The organism is Paenibacillus sp. LHD-38 (assembly GCF_031157315.1).
Lineage (GTDB): Bacteria > Bacillota > Bacilli > Paenibacillales > Paenibacillaceae > Pristimantibacillus.
Genome location: NZ_JAVIFU010000005.1, coordinates 1 through 19349, shown reverse-complemented (window position 1 = coordinate 19349; position 19349 = coordinate 1). Strand labels below are relative to the sequence as shown.

At 48.9% G+C, this 19349-nt stretch carries 10 protein-coding genes and 1 rRNA gene; 10 read left to right on the top strand and 1 reads right to left on the bottom strand.

What is annotated here, in order from left to right; translation table 11 throughout:
• The first annotated feature begins 169 nt into the window (after nt 1–169).
• The 3 genes from uvrB to RCO25_RS05720 all read left to right on the top strand — a co-directional run bounded on the left by uvrB (nt 170) and on the right by RCO25_RS05720 (nt 5778).
• The gene (gene uvrB, locus RCO25_RS05730) at nt 170–2170 is read left to right on the top strand and encodes an excinuclease ABC subunit UvrB (RefSeq protein WP_308995177.1); all 2001 of its coding nucleotides are present in this window, start codon (nt 170–172) and stop codon (nt 2168–2170) included.
• A gap of 16 nt (nt 2171–2186) precedes the next feature.
• Entirely contained in the window at nt 2187–5069 is a 2883-nt protein-coding gene (gene uvrA, locus RCO25_RS05725; protein WP_308995176.1) for an excinuclease ABC subunit UvrA, read from the top strand.
• 493 nt (nt 5070–5562) lie between these two features.
• Nucleotides 5563–5778, top strand: a complete 216-nt coding sequence (locus RCO25_RS05720) for a hypothetical protein (RefSeq protein WP_308995175.1) — start codon at nt 5563–5565, stop codon at nt 5776–5778.
• Between the two features lie 162 nt (nt 5779–5940).
• On the opposite strand, the gene RCO25_RS05715 is transcribed toward RCO25_RS05720, so the two are convergent.
• Nucleotides 5941–6909 (bottom strand): sugar phosphate isomerase/epimerase family protein, encoded by a 969-nt coding sequence (locus tag RCO25_RS05715; RefSeq protein WP_308995174.1) that lies wholly within the window; start codon nt 6907–6909, stop codon nt 5941–5943.
• Between the two features lie 312 nt (nt 6910–7221).
• On the opposite strand from RCO25_RS05715, the gene RCO25_RS05710 reads away from it, so the two are divergent.
• From RCO25_RS05710 to RCO25_RS05680, 7 genes are all read left to right on the top strand, one after another.
• Entirely contained in the window at nt 7222–8337 is a 1116-nt protein-coding gene (locus RCO25_RS05710; protein ID WP_308995173.1) for a S1C family serine protease, read from the top strand.
• Between the two features lie 57 nt (nt 8338–8394).
• The gene (locus RCO25_RS05705; RefSeq protein ID WP_308995172.1) at nt 8395–10320 is read left to right on the top strand and encodes a stalk domain-containing protein; all 1926 of its coding nucleotides are present in this window, start codon (nt 8395–8397) and stop codon (nt 10318–10320) included.
• Nucleotides 10321–10520: 200 nt separating this feature from the next.
• Nucleotides 10521–13037, top strand: a complete 2517-nt coding sequence (locus RCO25_RS05700) for a U32 family peptidase (protein WP_308995171.1) — start codon at nt 10521–10523, stop codon at nt 13035–13037.
• 185 nt (nt 13038–13222) lie between these two features.
• Nucleotides 13223–13942 (top strand): heptaprenylglyceryl phosphate synthase, encoded by a 720-nt coding sequence (pcrB, locus tag RCO25_RS05695; RefSeq protein WP_308995170.1) that lies wholly within the window; start codon nt 13223–13225, stop codon nt 13940–13942.
• A 261-nt stretch (nt 13943–14203) separates the two neighbouring features.
• Entirely contained in the window at nt 14204–16579 is a 2376-nt protein-coding gene (gene pcrA / locus RCO25_RS05690; protein ID WP_483874705.1) for a DNA helicase PcrA, read from the top strand.
• A gap of 64 nt (nt 16580–16643) precedes the next feature.
• Entirely contained in the window at nt 16644–18647 is a 2004-nt protein-coding gene (gene ligA / locus RCO25_RS05685; protein ID WP_308995361.1) for an NAD-dependent DNA ligase LigA, read from the top strand.
• A 386-nt stretch (nt 18648–19033) separates the two neighbouring features.
• A 16S ribosomal RNA gene (locus RCO25_RS05680) occupies nt 19034–19349 on the top strand; the annotation flags it as partial.

Below are 19349 nucleotides of genomic sequence, written 5' to 3'. Positions count from 1 at the left end.
AGCTGCGCGTATTTTTTTTGAATTCAGAACATTGCGCCGCTTGACAGATAACGGTATAATATACGGGAACAAACATTCTTATTTTGTGAAAACATCTGAAATGAAATTACTATAATTGACTATACTGTTAAGATAATAACAATCGGAATGATGGGGGTGGAGATTAGGCGTGAGTGAGCTTACCAAGGAAACAAAGCTGTTTGAACTAAAGTCTGAATATACGCCGCAAGGAGATCAGCCGAAAGCGATTGTGCAGCTTTTGGAGGGAATAAAGGCCGGTAAGAGGCACCAGACACTGCTGGGTGCAACAGGTACAGGTAAGACATATACGATAGCAAACATGGTCGAGAAGCTAAATCGGCCAACGCTCGTGATTGCGCATAATAAGACGCTTGCTGCTCAGCTGTGCAGCGAGTTCAAAACTTTTTTTCCGGATAACGCAGTAGAATATTTCGTGAGCTATTATGATTACTATCAGCCTGAAGCTTACATCCCTTCAACCGATACCTTCATTGAGAAGGATTCAAGCATAAATGACGAGATAGATAAGCTGCGACATTCAGCAACGAGCTCTCTGTTTGAGCGGCGTGACGTCATTATTGTAGCCAGCGTGTCCTGTATCTACGGTCTAGGGTCGCCGACGGAATATGGAGGCCTTGTGTTTTCGCTCCGAGTAGGGATGGAAAAGCCGCGTGATGTCATTTTGCACAAATTGGTCGATATTCAGTATCAGCGCAATGATATTAGCTTTACGCGGGGAACTTTCCGCGTACGCGGCGATATCGTCGAGATATTTCCTGTATCCAATAATGAGCGGGCTATTCGGGTGGAGCTGTTCGGGGACGAAATCGAGCGAATATCAGAAATTGATGTGCTGACGGGTGAAATTATCGGAGAACGCGAACACATTGCGATCTTTCCGGCATCTCACTTCGTAACCAAAGAGGAAACCATGAAGGTAGCGCTCGTTAACATTGAGAGAGAGCTTGAGGAACGTCTAGCCGAGCTGCGCGAGGCAGGTAAGCTGCTGGAAGCGCAGCGGCTGGAGCAGCGGACGCGGTACGATTTGGAAATGATGGCGGAAATGGGCTTTTGCTCGGGCATCGAGAACTATTCCGGACCGCTCACGTTTAGGGAGCGGGGAGCGACGCCTTATACGCTGCTGGATTATTTCCCGGATGACATGGTTATCGTCATCGATGAATCGCATGTATCCTTGCCGCAAATCCGCGCCATGTACAACGGTGACCGCGCCCGTAAGGAGATGCTTGTTAACCACGGCTTTAGGCTTCCTTCGGCGATGGATAACCGACCTCTCCGTTTCGAAGAATTTGAGGCGAAGGCGAAGCAGCTGGTTTATGTATCTGCAACGCCGGGCCCTTACGAGATTGAGCATACGGATAAAATGATCGAGCAAATCATACGGCCTACAGGTCTGATTGATCCGATCATTGACGTTCGCCCGACAAAAGGGCAAATCGATGACCTCCTGAACGAAATCCGTGATCGGATTGCGAAGGATGAACGGGTGCTTGTCACGACGCTGACCAAGAAGATGTCAGAGGATTTAACTGATTATATGAAGGAGATAGGCATTAAGGTTAGATATCTCCATTCCGATATAAAGACGCTGGAGCGACTGGCTATTTTGCGGGATCTCAGACTTGGCGTATTCCATGTGCTCATTGGAATCAACTTGCTCCGCGAAGGCTTGGATTTGCCGGAGGTATCACTGGTTACGATTCTCGACGCGGACAAGGAAGGTTTTCTCCGGTCCGACCGTGCACTTATTCAAACGATTGGACGCGCGGCGAGGAACAGCGAGGGCCGTGTAATCATGTATGGGGACAAAATAACCGATTCTATGGATCGCGCGATAAAAGAAACGGAACGCCGCCGCACGATACAGCTTGCCTACAACGAGAAGCATGGCGTTACGCCGCAAACGATACGCAAGAAAGTGCATGACGTAATTGAAGCGACGAAGGTAGCGGAACAGAAGGCCGATTACTTGACCGGAGCCGGTGCGGGCAAGATGAACAAGAAGGAACGTCTGGCGCTTCTTCAAAGGCTGGAAGCGGAAATGAAGGACGCAGCGAAAAATCTGCAGTTCGAACGTGCAGCAGAGCTGCGGGATGCGCTGCTTGAGCTGCGCGCCGAGATGGGCTAAGTAGGAGGAGAAACGATTGGCTAGCGATAAAATAGTTATTAAGGGCGCTCGTGCCCACAATCTCAAAAATATTGACGTCACTATACCGCGCGATAAGTTTGTGGTGCTGACGGGATTAAGCGGCTCGGGTAAATCCTCGCTCGCATTTGATACGATCTATGCGGAAGGACAGCGCCGCTACGTGGAATCCTTATCCGCCTATGCGCGTCAATTTCTCGGGCAAATGGAAAAACCGGATGTCGATTCGATCGACGGACTATCGCCGGCTATTTCCATTGATCAGAAGACGACGAGCCGGAATCCGCGTTCCACAGTCGGAACGGTAACAGAAATTTACGACTATTTGCGGCTGTTGTTTGCCCGTATCGGCAAACCGCATTGTCCGGAGCATGGCATTGAAATTACTTCGCAGACCGTTGAACAAATGGTCGATCGGATTATGGAGTATCCCGAGAAGACAAAGCTTCAAATTCTGGCGCCTCTTATTTCCGGGCGCAAGGGTGAACATACGAAGCTGCTGGCTGATATTCAGAAGCAGGGTTTCGTTCGGGTACGCGTGAATGGCGAGCTGCGTGAGCTTAGCGAGAAGATTGAACTCGAGAAAAACAAGAAACACAGCATCGAAGTCGTTGTTGACCGCATTGTTGTGAAATCCGATATCCAGACCAGGCTCGCTGATTCTTTGGAAACGGCTCTTAAACTATCCGAGGGCCGCGTACTCGTTGACATTATTGATCAAGAGGAGCTGCTCTTCAGCTCCAACCTTGCTTGTCCGGAGTGCGGTTTTAGTATTGATGAGCTGGAGCCGCGCATGTTCTCCTTTAACAGTCCATACGGCGCATGCCCGGATTGCGACGGATTAGGCGTCAAAATGATCGTGGATCCAGACTTGCTTGTCCCCGACACTAGCAAATCGATCGAGGATGCGGCATTCCTGGCATGGGCAGGCAGCACATCGAACTATTATCCTCAGTTTCTGAGCGCGGTTTGCGTACACTATGGTATACGGCAAGATGTACCGGTATCTGAGCTGGAGCCTGAGCAAATAAAGAAGCTCCTATATGGAACTGGCGGAGAACGTGTTCGCTTCCTGTATGAAAATGATTTTGGCCATCGGAAAGAAGCATATGTGCCATTCGAGGGTATCGTTCATAATTTGGAGCGTCGATACAGAGATACAGCATCTGATATGATGCGCGAGCATATTGAGAACTACATGAGTGCCAAGCCATGTGCGGGCTGCAAGGGACAGCGGCTGCGCAAGGAGAGCTTGGCAGTTACCATCCATACTCAAAACATATCCCAAGTTACCTCCTTCTCGATTGGCGATGCGCAGCGTTATTTCGAGTCGCTTAAGCTTTCGCAGAAGGAGCTGGCGATTGCGAGTCTTATTTTGAAGGAAATCAACAGCCGTTTAGGTTTCCTGGTTAATGTCGGGCTTGAATATTTGTCGTTAAGCCGTGCGGCGGGAACATTGTCTGGCGGTGAAGCGCAGCGGATTCGCTTAGCAACACAGATCGGCTCCAGCTTGATGGGCGTCCTCTATATATTGGACGAGCCGAGTATCGGCTTGCATCAGCGTGACAATGACCGATTGATCGAGACGCTTGAGCATATGCGAAATTTAGGCAATACGCTGATTGTCGTCGAGCATGATGAGGATACGATGCTCGCTGCCGATTATATCATCGATATCGGTCCAGGAGCAGGCATACATGGCGGGATGGTCATTGCAGAAGGTACGCCGGAGGAAGTTATGGCGAATGAAAATTCGCTAACGGGCCAGTACTTGAGCGGTCGCAAGTTCATCGAGGTGCCTGCAGAGCGTCGGAAAACGAATGAAAAATGGTTAGAGGTTCGCGGAGCAAAGGAAAATAACCTTAGAAACGTCAACGTGAAAATTCCGCTCGGCGTATTCTCAGCCGTAACAGGCGTTTCCGGATCAGGCAAATCGACCTTCGTAAACGAAATTCTTTATAAGACTCTAGCTCGGGACCTCAACAAAGCGAAGACACGCCCTGGTCAATACAAAGAGCTGCGCGGCATAGAGCATCTGGAAAAGGTTATCGATATTGACCAATCACCGATCGGTAGAACGCCAAGATCAAACCCGGCTACTTATACAGGCGTGTTTGATGACATTCGTGATCTATACGCGAGTACGACGGAATCTAAGGTTCGCGGATACAAGAAAGGAAGATTCAGCTTTAACGTTAAGGGCGGACGTTGTGAGGCATGCCGCGGAGACGGAATCATTAAGATCGAGATGCATTTCCTTCCTGATGTTTATGTCCCTTGTGAAATTTGCAAAGGCAAACGCTACAACCGCGAGACGCTTGAGGTGAAATACAAAGGCAAAAACATTGCAGAAGTTCTGGATATGACGATCGAGGATGGCTGTGCCTTCTTCGAGAACATACCTCGTATTCACCGTAAGGTACAGACCTTGCTCGATGTTGGTCTTGGTTATATGAAGCTTGGCCAGCCGGCAACGACGTTATCCGGCGGCGAGGCGCAGCGGGTAAAATTAGCGGCTGAGCTCTATCGTCGTTCGACAGGCAAGACGCTCTACATTTTGGATGAGCCGACTACAGGATTGCATGTGCATGACATCGACAGATTACTGACTGTGCTGCACCGTTTGGTTGATTCAGGCGAATCTGTGCTTGTCATTGAACATAACCTGGATGTCATCAAGACAGCGGACTACTTAATTGACCTAGGGCCGGAGGGCGGCAGCGGTGGCGGTATGATCGTTGCAACGGGGACACCGGAGCAGGTAATTAAAGTAGAGCAATCATATACCGGTAAGTATTTGAAGCCAATTCTAGAGCGCGACCGTGCACGCACGGCAGCTCAGCATAAAGAGAAGCAGAAAGTAGCGGCTTCGGCAGAATAATAATGAAGCAGCAGGCTGGAATCCCCAGTCTGCTGTTCTTTTTATTTTCATATCTGAATGCACCATGAAAGGAAATGGGGCATCAGGTTGTAAATAAATAAAAAATGATAAATGAAATAAGCGGAAAATGCTATATATAAAGGAATAAAGGGAAATGCATTGTGGGTATATAGTTAAATGTACTGAACGAAGACATCTTATTTAGATCTATATGCACACTCGGATGCATACAGTATTTGGATATACAGTTGGAATAGAAACGGGTTGATTGTCATCCGGTTGTATTTCTGAAGAAGCATAGTTATAGATCATGGAAGAGATGGACAATTTATTACTGCAGGATAACTTGGAGAAGCCAGGATTTGAGAAAAAGAAAATTTTTTATGAATTCGTGACAAAGTTGTTACGAATCCCGTTTCAGACTTGCATCGGAAGCCACAAAAAGCTAACATATAGTAATATAGGTTACGTGCGAAAAAAAGGAGGTCCCTTCATGTTTTTAGCAGAAGAAGCAGCTCAAACTGCAAGTAAAATTGGAACTTTCGATTGGTTTATGCTTGCATTTACCGTATTGATCGCAATCGGTTTTGTTCGTCTTTTGAACGCTCGTCCAAAGAAGAACATTTTCGCGATTGGATTTACGGCCGTATCACTCGGATTGTTCTTGTTGATCGACTATATTATGATCACCAAAGTTTGGTTAGCGTAGCATTTTGCATAGAAAAAGGTCTGCCGGACAAGTCCGGCAGACCTTTTTTTTATATATAAGAATTTATAAGTTTTCATTTATAAATGAGCTTATATATATCCGCGAAACGACAGCTTTTGTCACATAGGACGGCGCCGCCGTTTACGCTTGTGTCTATGAAGATTAAACCCACCACATCTCGCCAAGCGGCTCGCGGATAAGGATTTGTTGCAGATTTTGAACAGCTTTCGTGAAGCCTTCGTCAACCGACATCAGGCCGTCCTCATGCTCGATGCTGACAACATAGTCATAGCCGACCAGACGGAGTGCGCTAAGGATGTCTGCCCATGTTTTTAAGTCATGGCCATAACCGACAGTACGGAACTGCCAAGCGCGATCCAGCATTAGAGCGTATGATTGCATATCCGTTACGCCATGGTGGTTGACGTTGATCGGGTCAATCGTTGTGTCCTTCGCGTGGAAGTGATGAATAGCTCCAGCTCGTCCGAGGATATGTACGGCTTGTACCGGATCAATGCCTTGCCACCACATGTGGCTCGGATCAAGGTTAGCGCCAATTGCATTGCCAGCCGCTTCGCGAAGACGAAGAAGAGTAGCTGGACTGTGTACGGAGAAGCCGCCATGAAGCTCTAGACCGATTTTTACGCCGCTCGCTGCAGCAAGCTTTCCGATCTCAGACCAATAAGGAATAACTTTTGCTTCCCATTGCCATTTCAAAATATCTTGGAAATCATTCGGCCAAGGAGCAACCGGCCAGTTTGGATATTTAGCATCCTCATGATCGCCAGGGCAACCGGAGAAAGTATTTACAACGGATACTTCAAGGCGGTTAGCAAGCTCGATGGTTTTACGAATAACTTCATCATGCTCCGTCGAAATTGCCTTTTGGGGATGCAGCGGATTGGCATGGCAGCTTAGTGCGCTAATCATCAATCCACGCGATTCTATCGCATGCTTAAACGCTTTCAGCTTTCCTTCGTCAGCAAGCAATCCATCAAGATCGCAATGTGCATCTCCCGGGTAACCACCTGTTCCGATCTCGATGGCGTCTAGCCCTTTAGAGGCGATATAGTCGAGTGCTTCCTCGAATGGCTTTTGTGCAAAAAGAACGCTAAATACTCCTAATTTCATTTATTCATTTACCTCCCGAATCCATCAAATGGATTGATTTAGTAGTCCCACATAGTATACCACTTCTGTAATCAGAACACATAACCGAAACCACATTTGACAAAATAGCATAATAACTAAACAAAACTAGCATATTGCGGGACTTGAGATCCATTTGCTTATTGCTATTGAACTAATGGAAGTTCTGATTTTCATTGTTGTTATTGGGAAAATATGCTATATTACAGTCTGATTACTATATTTGGAATGCTGACAATTTACTAGAAATAGTCTGAATTCAAAAGAGAGAGAAGGATAGAGGAGAGTGAATTCATGAAGAGCAAAATGCTCCGCATATGCAGCGTCATCATGCTGGGAGCAATGGTCACCGCCGGAACAGCCTGGGCAGCCAGTTCCGGCAATGTATCTACGCATGCATTGAACGCAAAAAAAATTAATGGCGAGGTTTATGTCAAGGCAAGCTCACTAACGAGCGTGCTTGGCGGAACCGGGACCTTTGATTCAAAGTCTAACACTTACGTATATACACCAACCGATATTCCATCGGTCGTAAAGAAAGTTTCGCCGTCGGTCGTCGCTATTATAGGAAAACCAACGGATATCGGGTCTGCGGATCCGAGATACGCGCTGGCACATGGAACGGGTGTCATTATACGGGCGGATGGCTGGATTGTGACAAATGCTCATGTCGTGGAGGATATGACCAATTTGGTTGTCGTAACGGCAGACGGCAAGAAATACGATGCAGTAAGAACGCATCACGATGAGGCGAGCGACTTGGCATTGGTGAAAATCAAAGCAACAAAGCTTCCTATTGCAAAGCTGGCTGCATCTCCGCTTAAAGTACAGGTTGGGGAAACGGTTGTTGCGATCGGCACACCGGTATCGTTCTCGCTTCGCAATACGGCTACAAGCGGAATTTTGAGCGGTATGAACCGCAACGTGTCGTCCGCATACAATCTCCTTCAGACGGATGCGGCAATTAATCCAGGAAACAGCGGCGGTCCGCTTGTTAACATGAAAGGCGAAGTCATCGGCATTAATTCTCTGAAATTTGTAGAGGTGGGCGTTGATAATCTCGGATTTTCCATCCCGGCAGATACGGTTCAATATGTGACCAATCATTTCTTCAAATACGGGCATGTCAAACGCGCAGCGCTGGGGCTGGAGCTTGAGGAAAGCTGGTCTGCGCTCATCGGCATTCCAACCTCTGATCCATTGACCGTCAAAACCGTAACTTCGGCGGCGGCCAAAAAAGCAGGCATTCAAAACGGTGATTTGCTCTATAAGGTTGCAGGCAAACAAGTATCGACAATTGTAGAGTTGAATGAGCTTTTAAAAGGCTATTTGCCTGGCCAGCAGGTTGAAGTCATGCTGCAAATCGATGGCGATCTCGTCATTCGAAAGCTGTCTTTAGTTCAGGGTTAAAAGCAACAAGCAAAATCAAGTAAACCGCACTTTTATGATGAGGGGAAGAAATTAAAGATGAAATTAAATGTTATCAAGAGAATGATCATGCTGCTATTGCCTGCATTGCTTGTCCTATCGCTGCTTCCGGCAGCGGCGTTCGGAGCAGATACGGGCACTCAAGTTGAGGTTCGATTGAAGGCGGGCAGTAAAACGGTCAAAATAAACGGTTCAGCCTCTACGGTAGAAGCGCCTTTTGTAAGCAGCGGTACAACGATGGTTCCATTGAAAGTGATAACGAATGCATTCGGCGCGGGGCTTAAATTAGAAAACGGCAATGTTATTACCCTTACATACAACGATCGCAAGGTCATTCTAACTTTTGGAAGCAAAACAGTTAAAGTAAACGGCGCAGCCAAAGCCGTCGCTGTAGCTCCAGTCGTAGTAAAAGGCTCCACAATGGTACCGCTTCGCGTTATTGTTGAAGCCTTCGGCGCAAAAATCACGGCGGACAGCGCAACAAAAGAAACCGTCATTATTGGCGTGCGAGCGCAATCAGCTGGAACGGGCGGCACGTCCATCGATTCCGATTACGGCAAAACAAAAGTCGGTGACAGTTACTATGGCTGGTCTTTGAACTACCCGGCCGGTTTAGTGCAGGTTTTGCAAAGCGATAACGGCGATTACGTAAAATGGGCGGATACCGCGGATGAATCTAAGGTAGCTGCTCAAGTTAACGTGATTACGGAGCATGTCGGAAATGATACGCTGACAAGCGAAGAGCAGCGTGATGTTCTTTATAATTATTATGATGAAGATGAAATTACGGTAGACAAGCGGACGACCACCGTTAATGGTCTGGTCTTTGAAAAACAAATCACCTATACAAAAGAAACAAAAATGTACTATGAGTACCGCGGGATTCAAAAAGACGATCTCTATTTTATCGTTATTGTTGGTTTGAAAGGCACGGACAAATCGGTGTTGAACAGCTATGCCGCTTTGCTTAACAGCTTCACGCCTTCATATAATCAAGCGGATAAGGCGATCAAAAATATTACGAAGGTTAAGGATGGCTTTATTACCTTCAAGGATGCTGATTACGGATTTACCGTTAAGCTGCCTGCAGATTGGTACAGCGATAGAGAAAGCACCACTCCGGCGTATACCAACGATACTGACGTTTTGGCGTTTAACCTATCTTCGCTGGTAGCAGGCGATACGCTTGAAAACTGGGCAACCCGGAGAGAAGCGCGCATACGTGAGGACTTCATCAGCTCGAATGTACGCAACTTCGTTACGGCGCCTTTAGATCTTAAAGACGGCAAGGCTTTATCGTTGAGCTACGAATATACCTATGGAAGCAATGTATGGTTTACTTATAATGAGGTATTGCTCATATCGGGGAATTACCGCTATTCGCTGGATTACGGTTACCTTTCCTTGAACAGTGCGAAGAGCAGCGATTCGTTCAAGCAAGTGATCGCTTCCGTTGACATTGACACGGCTTTCATCGAGAAAAATTTCGGTTTGGTCGAGGATGATTACGATCTTGTGGATCGTAGCAAAAGAGTAACGAAGCGCAGTACAGAATATGGCTATTCGATGGATATTCCGGCGTATTGGTATGGCGTACAAAATAATTTCAACAAGGATGAAGTGCTGTATACATCTGGTGCGGGGGAAATGGGCGTATTCGAATCGGATCAAAACGCTTCTACCTTTGCTTCCGGCATTTTACAATATGCGAACACGCCAGAAAACATCGCTCAAGGGGTGACTGTAAGGGAGTCCACGACCGTAACGATTAACGGGAAAACGGCGCAGAAAGTGGTTTTGTATGTTGCAAAGCCGGAAGAAGACCTGCCTCACACGCAAACTTTTTATCTATTCGATACAAAAAATGGCTCAATGGTGTTTCTCTTTGCCATTTATGATGTGCACGCAACAGAAAGCAACCTGAAGATTATCAACGATACAGCTCAATCGATTCGCTTTAATTAATAGAAATTACACTGGAAAGACTGGTCTCCCTGAGGGGATGGCCGGTCTCTTTTTGATGCATGCTGCTTCGAGCGGGTTGGATAAGACACTGAGGACGCTTATCCATGCGCTTGTGCCAGTATTGTGTAGTGGTATAGATGTCCGCGGTTTGTTAAGATAGTAATAGCAGGTGTTAAGGATGAGAGGAATGGACCGTTAAAATGACAGATACAATAGTAAGAACGGATATAGAGCTGTTGGCTCCGGCCGGCGATTGGGATTGCATGAGGGCGGCTGTCGCCAATGGCGCGGATGCGATATTTTTTGGCGTGGAGAAGTTCAATGCGCGCGCTCGCGCGAATAACTTCCGCAGCGAGGAACTGCCGGAAATTATGGCGTTTCTTCATACGTATGGGGTAAAAGGCTTTCTGACGTTTAACATACTTGTGTTTGAGGATGAGCTGAGAGATGCGCAGAAGCTGATTGAAATGTGTATCGCTGCGGGCGTGGATGCCGTTATCGTACAAGACTTAGGACTTGTGAAGCTGATTCGGGAGCTCTCGCCGGATTTCCCGATTCACGGCTCCACGCAAATGACGATTACCTCGCCCGAGGCGGTCGAGTTTACGAAACCTTTCGGTATTGAGCGGGTTGTGCTTGGACGTGAGAATAACCTGAAGCAGATTCGCACGATCGGCGAGCAAGCGAAGCTTCCGATGGAAGTATTCGTGCATGGCGCGTTATGCGTATCGTATTCGGGGCAGTGCCTGACGTCCGAGATGTGGGGAGGACGTTCGGCCAATCGCGGCGAATGCGCGCAGGCTTGCCGGCTGCCGTATGACTTGATGGTCGATGGCGAGGTGCAGCCGATGGGAGACATCGCGTATTTGCTGTCGCCGAAGGATTTGGCGGCAATCGATATTGTGCCGGAGCTCATCCAAGCAGGCGTAAAGTCATTTAAAATAGAAGGACGTCTCAAAAGTCCGGAATATGTCGCGAATGTCGTGAGCAAGTATCGGCGCGCGATCGATAAATATTTCGACGGCGATTTGTCAAAGCCGTCGGTGGAGGATGTGCGTGAGCTGCAGCAAAGCTTCTCGCGCGGCTTCACGCATGGTTTCTTGTCGGGAACGAACAACAAGATGCTTGTTGAGGGCACGTTCCCGAAAAGCCGCGGCGTCTACCTCGGCCGAGTGGAGCGCATTATGCGCGATGCGGTTACGCTGAGGATCGATGCGCCTTTGAAGCGCGGCGATGGCATTGTGTTTGACGCAGGCGACCCGACGAAGAAGGAAGAGGGCGGCCGCGTTTATGATATTCGCCGGCAGGGCGTGAAAATTGAAGGCGAAGCGCAGGAAGGCACGATGATTGAATTGGTATCGGGCCGTAACGACGTGGATCTGCGTAAAGTGCATGTCGGCGACCGCGTATGGAAGACCAATGACCCAGCGCTGGACAAGCGTCTGAGAGCTTCTTTCGAAACCGAAAAGCCTTACCGCGTTTTTCCGCTTCATATAAGAGTCACTGGCGCGCTGGGTCAGCCGATGCGGACCTGGTGGACGGATGTTCAAAAAGGAACAACCATCGAGGTGGTTACGGAGCTGGAGCTGGAGCAAGCGCAGAAGCGTCCAATGGATGCGGCGCTACTTGAGGATCAATTGGGCCGTCTTGGAGGAACCGTATATCAGCTGGAGAAGCTTGAAGTTGAACTGCAGGGTGATTTGATCGTACCGATCCGCGAGCTGAACCGATTGCGCCGCGAAGCGGTTGAACTGCTCTCAGGCGAGCGGCCAAAGCCGCCGGTCTACGTGAAAAATCCGGTTGATGCGCGTGCGGACGTGCCGAAGAAGGATGTTCTGGCTCCGCAAAGCGGGAAAGATGCGAATTTGATCGCGCTTTGCCGTACCTTGGAGCAGGTGCAGGCGGCCGTCAAAACTGATGTCGCATATGTATATGCCGATTTTGAATTTATTAAGCAGTTTCCGGCAGCGATCGCTGCTGCGCGCGATGCCGGCAAACCGATCGCGCTTGCAACGCCGCGCATTCATATGCCGGGCGAGAACGGCTACCATGCAAATATTTTGAAGCTGCAGCCTGACGCCGTGCTCGTGCGTAACACCGGAGCGCTTTATTACTACCTTCGTGCGCGTGCAGCTAATCCGGATAAGCCTTTCCCTAAGCTGATTGGCGATTTCTCGCTAAATGTAGCAAACCATAAAGCGGTGAACCTGTTCACTGAAGTCGGGCTTGATCTCATCACCCCGTCCTATGATTTGAACATTCAACAGATGGTCGATCTGCTTGAAAGCTCGGATACATCGATGCTGGAAATGGTCATCCATCAGCATTTGCCGATGTTCCACACGGAGCACTGCGTGTATTGCACCTTTATGAGCGAAGGGACCGACTTCACCAACTGTGGCCGTCCATGCGAGGAGAAGCGTGCATCCTTGCAAGACCGTATCGGAATGGCGCATCCTGTTCGAGTTGACGAGGGCTGCCGCAATACCGTTTACAATGCGATCGAGCAATCGGGCGCCGAATATATCCGCAATTTCGTAAGCATGGGCGTATCCAACTTCCGCGTTGAGTTTTTGGAAGAAACGCCGGAGAAGGTGCTTGAGGTGCTCGGACTTTATCGCGATGCCCTTGATGGCCGCATTAGCGGAACGCAAGTGTGGCGGAGCCTCAAGGCGATCAATCAGCTTGGCGTTACGCGCGGACAGCTGGTTAAATAACAAACGCGATTCATTGTATATAAGGCAAAACCGTCTTCTCTTTTCTCGAGAGGGCGGTTTTTTATTTCTAGTTGCAGCGAGGATAAGCGTAATGATTTGACACAGTATTCGACCTGACATAGCATAGTAGAATAACGCAATTATGAGGCATTAGATTTTTGTGAAAAAGCGAGGCGTGATCATCTATGAATGGTGCTTGGTTTTCCGGCTGGAGACATGTGTTTAAGCTCGACCCGGATCGAGAAATATCCGATGAAACGCTGGATGCCATCTGTACATCAGGTACCGATGCGGTAATCGTCGGCGGCTCCAGCGGCGTTACATTTGAGAATATAGTCGATCTTATGGCGCGTATCCGCAGATATGAGGTAGACTGCGCTCTTGAGGTATCTACTTTGGATGGCGCGGTTCCCGGATTTGACGGATACTTTATACCGCTTGTTCTCAACTCGAGCAAGGCGGAATGGATAACGGGCTGGCAAACTGAGGGGCTGAAGGAATACGGCAATTTTGTTCCTTGGGAAGAAACGGCGGCGCAGGGATACATTATTTTGAATGAGGAAGCTACCGCGGCAAAGCTGACAGAAGCGAAGACGGACCTGGATGAAGCGGAGCTGATTGCGCATGTTCGCATGGCCGACCGTTTAATGAGGCTGCCGGTTATTTATTTGGAGTATAGCGGAAAGTTTGGCGACATGCAGCTGGTGAAGCGGGCAAGAATGGCAGCGGTTCAAGCGCAAATTTTTTACGGCGGCGGCATTGATAACCCGGAAAGCGCGCGTCAAGCCGCGGAGGTCGCTCATACCGTTGTTGTTGGAAATGTGATATATAGCGATCTAACGGCCGCTTTGTCCACGGTGGATGCCGTACGAGAGGCCGTTAGCAGCAGTCTGCAGGCGAAGTAGCTTTTCAGAACAACAAGATCGACATTCAGCGTGATGAAAATGGTGCTGCACGGCATAAGAAGAAACGGTCTTCTTATGAAGTTCGGCGCTATTTTTCTGTATAAGTGTATCAATAGAAAAGACGGACGAGGTGCACTCGTTTTTTGGCCTCTGATGACGGAAATTGGACGGTGTTTTTTTGGGTTTGCAAATTGACACAGAGATGGTCGTTGTCTACACTGAGAAGAGGCGAACATATGCGAACAAAGGAGTCGGAGCATGTTGAATTATATTAGCATCGAGCAAGCGGTACAGAAGCTGAATCCGCCGCAGCGTGAGGCTGTTCAAGCGACTGACGGGCCGCTGTTGATTATGGCCGGAGCGGGCAGCGGCAAGACGCGCGTACTGACGCATCGAATTGCTTACTTAATAGAAAAGAAGCGTGTAGCGCCATGGAGTATTCTCGCTATCACCTTTACGAATAAAGCATCACGGGAAATGCAGGATCGGGTAAGTGTGCTCGTTGGACCATCGGGACGGGATATATGGGTATCTACCTTTCACTCGATGTGCGTGCGCATTCTGCGCAGAGATATCGATCGGATTGGCTTTACATCCAGCTTTTCTATACTGGATTCCTCGGACCAGCTGTCGGTAATCCGCGGCTGTATGAAGGACATGAATATCGATACGAAGAAATTTGAGCCAAAGGCGGTTCAGGCCGCAATCAGCAGCTCAAAAAACGAACTGATTTCGCCTGAGCAATTCGAGCAGAAGGTCGGCGATTATTTTGACGGCATCGTGGCCCAGGTGTTCACGAAATACCAGAAGAAGCTGAGAGCCAATAACTCTCTAGACTTTGACGATCTCATCATGATGACGATTCAATTGTTCAAAGATGTGCCTGAGGTGCTTGAGTTTTACCAGAACAAGTTCCGCTACATTCACGTCGATGAGTATCAGGATACGAATAGGGCGCAATATATGTTGACGCGGATGCTTGCGGATAAGCATCACAACATTTGCGTAGTCGGCGACAGCGATCAGTCCATTTATCGTTGGCGGGGCGCAGATATTACGAACATTTTGAATTTTGAGGGCGATTATCCCGAAGCCCGGACGATCATGTTGGAGCAGAATTACCGCTCGACAGCCAATATCCTGGATGCCGCGAATGCGGTCATAAAGCTGAATACCGGCCGGAAGCCGAAGAAGTTGTGGACGGATCAAGGAGCCGGCGACCTAATCGCTCTTTATCAAGCGGATACAGAGCATGATGAAGGTTACTTCGTAACGGGCGAAATTCGCAAAAACATAAATAAAGGCCATAAATTTGCCGATCATGCAATTTTGTATCGTACGAATGCGCAGTCGCGGGTTATAGAGGAAATACTCATAAAATCGGATATTCCTTACCAGATCGTCGGGGGCATCAAGTTCTACGACCGCAAAGAGATCAAAGACATTCTTGGTTACTTGAAGCTTGTTTCTAATCCGGATGATGATATCAGCTTAGTGCGTATCATTAACGTGCCGAAGCGGGGGATCGGTGATACCACAGTCGGCAAGCTCGCGGATGAAGCGGCGCGGAGAGGCACCTCGATCTATCGCGTATTGAATGATTTGGGCGAGGTTGAGGTCAACGGCCGAACACGGACATTGCTGCGCGAGTTTTATGAGATTATCGACAATCTCACCCGTATGGTTGATTACTTATCGGTGACGGAACTGACAGAGAAGGTGCTTGAGCTGTCGCAGTACCGCCTTGAGCTCCATCAGGAAAATACACTGGAGTCGAAAGCGCGCCTCGAAAATATCGATGAGTTCCTATCCGTGACTATGGATTTCGAGAAGCGGAACGAAGACAGGACACTCGTTGCCTTTCTGACGGATTTGGCACTCATTGCCGATATTGATTCCTTGAACAAGGACGAAGAGGAAGCGGAGAAGAACAAGGATGCCATCACATTGATGACGATGCACAGCGCCAAGGGACTTGAGTTTCCTGTCGTGTTCATTATCGGGATGGAGGAAAGCGTGTTTCCGCATAGCCGTGCGCTCGCTGACAACGAAGAGCTGGAGGAGGAGCGCAGACTTGCTTATGTAGGTATTACCCGCGCGGAGAAACGGTTGTATCTGACCTGCGCGCGCATGCGGACCTTGTTCGGCCGAACGAGCAGCAACCTGCCTTCCCGGTTTTTGCAGGAAATACCGGAGAGCGTCAGAGAAGGCGCATCAAGCGGCAGCGGGGGCTACTCGCGAGCAGGTACTCGCAGCAACGTAAGCGTAACAGGCGGTACAGGCGCGGCGGCACCAGGCAGCCGGGGAGTTCCGGGTCGTGCGCCGGCTAGCAGTGCTGGCGGCCGTTCCTCAGGTATTGGAGGAGCTAGTCCGGCATCGGCGGGCGGCAGAGGCGGCGTGCGAGTAAGCACGCCGCTGCAGGATGCTGCTCGGACAGCGCAGGGAGGCGGCGCGGCAGGTGGTTCAGCGCCTGGAGAATTTGCGTCAGGCGAGAGAGTGTCGCATGGCAAATGGGGCATAGGCGTCATCGTTTCCGTCAAAGGGACTGGCAAGGATATGGAGCTCAATATAGCCTTTCCGGCACCGATCGGCATCAAGCGTTTGCTTGCCGGCTTCGCGCCAATAACGAAAGTGTAAAATTGCTTAGTACATTTTGTACGATTAGAAGGAGGAGCCTTCCGTGAATGCTCAATTAGAGAGGATGCAGCAGCTTGTTGCGAGTATTACAGAGCATAACTATCTTTACTACACGCTAGATCAGCCGACGATTAACGATGCTGATTATGACAAGCTTTACGACGAGCTCGTTGCGCTCGAAGCCGGACTCGGCATGGTATTGCCAGAATCGCCGACCCAGCGTGTTGGCGGGGATTTGCTCAAAGGCTTCGAGCCTTACAAGCACCGCGCTCGGTTGTGGAGTCTAGACAAGGCGCAGAATGTCGAAGATCTGCTCACATGGAATACGAGATTGCTCAAAGCGGTCGCCGACTATAATGCGAAGCATCCGGAAGAAGAGCCGCTTCCGCAGCCGACCTATGTGGTTGAGCTGAAGTTTGACGGATTGACCCTAAATCTGACTTATGAGGACGGACAGCTGGTTCAAGCGGCGACTCGAGGGAACGGTACGGTCGGGGAAGGCATTTTGCAGCAGGTTCGCACCATTCGTTCAGTTCCGCTTACGATTCCGTTTAACGACGGCATCGTAGAGGTTCAGGGTGAAGGCATCATGCAGCTTTCGGTGCTGGCGAAGTACAATGAGACTGCGGCTGAGCCGCTCAAAAATGCCCGCAACGCAGCGGCAGGCGCTCTGCGCAATCTTAATCCGAGAGTTACGGCCGAGCGGAAGCTGAACGCCTTCTTCTATAATGTCGGTTTTGCTGACGGCGTTGCTTTTGCGGATCATCGTGAAATGCAGCAGTTTCTAAAAGAAAACCGCTTTAAAGTGAATCCGTATGTAACCTATTTGAATACGATCGAAGAGGTACAGGAAGAGCTGGTTCGCGTAACGGAGCAGCGGGAGCAGTTGGACTTCCTGATTGACGGTGCGGTTATTAAAGTTGTGGATATGCGGACGCGTGAGGTGCTTGGCTATACAGACAAGTTTCCCCGCTGGGCGGTTGCATTTAAATTTGAAGCGGAAGAAGCGGCAACGGTGCTTGAAGCTGTTTCCTGGGAGGTAGGACGCACGGGCAAAATAACCCCGGTTGCCCGCGTCGAGGCTGTAGAACTCGCTGGTGTAACGGTTCAAAACTGTACGCTTAATAATATTGGCGACATTGAGCGTAAAAACCTAAAGCATGCCTTAGGCACGCTCGTTACGATTCGCCGCTCGAATGATGTCATTCCCGAAATATTAGGCAAAGCGGATGATGAGTCTGGTATGGAGATTGTGTTCCCGACGGTATGCCCTTCCTGCGGCACGCAGCTCGAGCAACGTGGTGCTCATCTGTTTTGTAATAATAAGCTTGGCTGTCAGCCGCAAATTATCGGCCGAATTACGCATTTTGCCTCTCGGGATGCGATGGATATCGATACGTTCAGCGTGATGACGGCAGACCAGCTTTACAAAGATTGCGAAGTGCGCGATCCTGCTGATCTATATGCACTTACTTACGATGATCTTATTAAGCTTGAACGCTTCGGTGAGAAGAAGGCACTTAAGCTGCTTGCTGCCTTCGAGAAGTCCAAGGATCGCGAGCTGGCGTCTTTCTTATTCGCTTTGGGTATTCCGAATACCGGAAAAGCTACGACAAAAATGCTCGCTGAGCATTACGGAAACTTAGATGCCATTATGCAAGCGGATGCCGCGGAGCTGATTACTCTTCCGGATGTCGGCGGGATCGTGGCAGACAGCATCGTGAGCTTTTTCCAAGACCCGATTATTATGGCCAGCATTACAAGAATGCGCGAGCTAGGCGTGAAGGCTGAAACCGAGCAGCAGCTGGTTGCAAGGAACGATAGTGTATTCAGCGGAAAAACCGTCGTCTTAACCGGCACGCTGCCAACGATGTCTAGAGATGAGGCGGCAAAGCTTCTTGAAGCATGCGGCGCTAAGATTTCAGGAAGCGTATCGAAAAAAACTGATTTCGTAGTGGCGGGTGAAAGTGCCGGAAGCAAGCTGACGAAAGCGCGCGAACTAGGCATTACCGTTATTGAAGAAGAGGCAGAGCTGCTTCGTCTGTTGGGGGAAACGGTCATCCAGTAATGTTCCTTCATTAAGAATCGATATGAAAGAGGTTAATCAAAGGTTATTGACCTTTGATTAGCCTCTTCTTTTTATATAATGAAACTGATGAAGTAATTCAATGCTGAGGGTCAAAATTAAACTTACATTTGTAAAATTTTTCAACTTGTAATCCGTTTGCGTAAGTGATATATTATTTCTTGTCGCTTCTGAGGCACACGGAAACAACCGAATGGAACACAAACATTTGTGAAACAAACTGTTGACAATGTCGAATGAAGATGATAATATGATTTCTTGTCACGACAAAATGTGACAAACAAGTTCTTTGAAAACTGAACAAATGGATCACGTCGATCCGATAATGTTTTAAAATAGCTAGTTAAGTATTGAGCAAGTCAAACACCAATTTGGAGAGTTTGATCCTGGCTCAGGACGAACGCTGGCGGCGTGCCTAATACATGCAAGTCGAGCGGATCTTGTCCTTCGGGACAAGGTTAGCGGCGGACGGGTGAGTAACACGTGGGTAACCTGCCTGTAAGACTGGGATAACATTCGGAAACGAATGCTAATACCGGATACGCAGCTTGGTCGCATGACCGGGCTGGGAAAGATGGAGCAATCTATCACTTATAGATGGACCCGCGGCGCATTAGCTAGTTGGTGAGGTAACGGCTCACCAAGGCGACGATGCGTAGCCGACCTGAGAGGGTGATCGGCCAC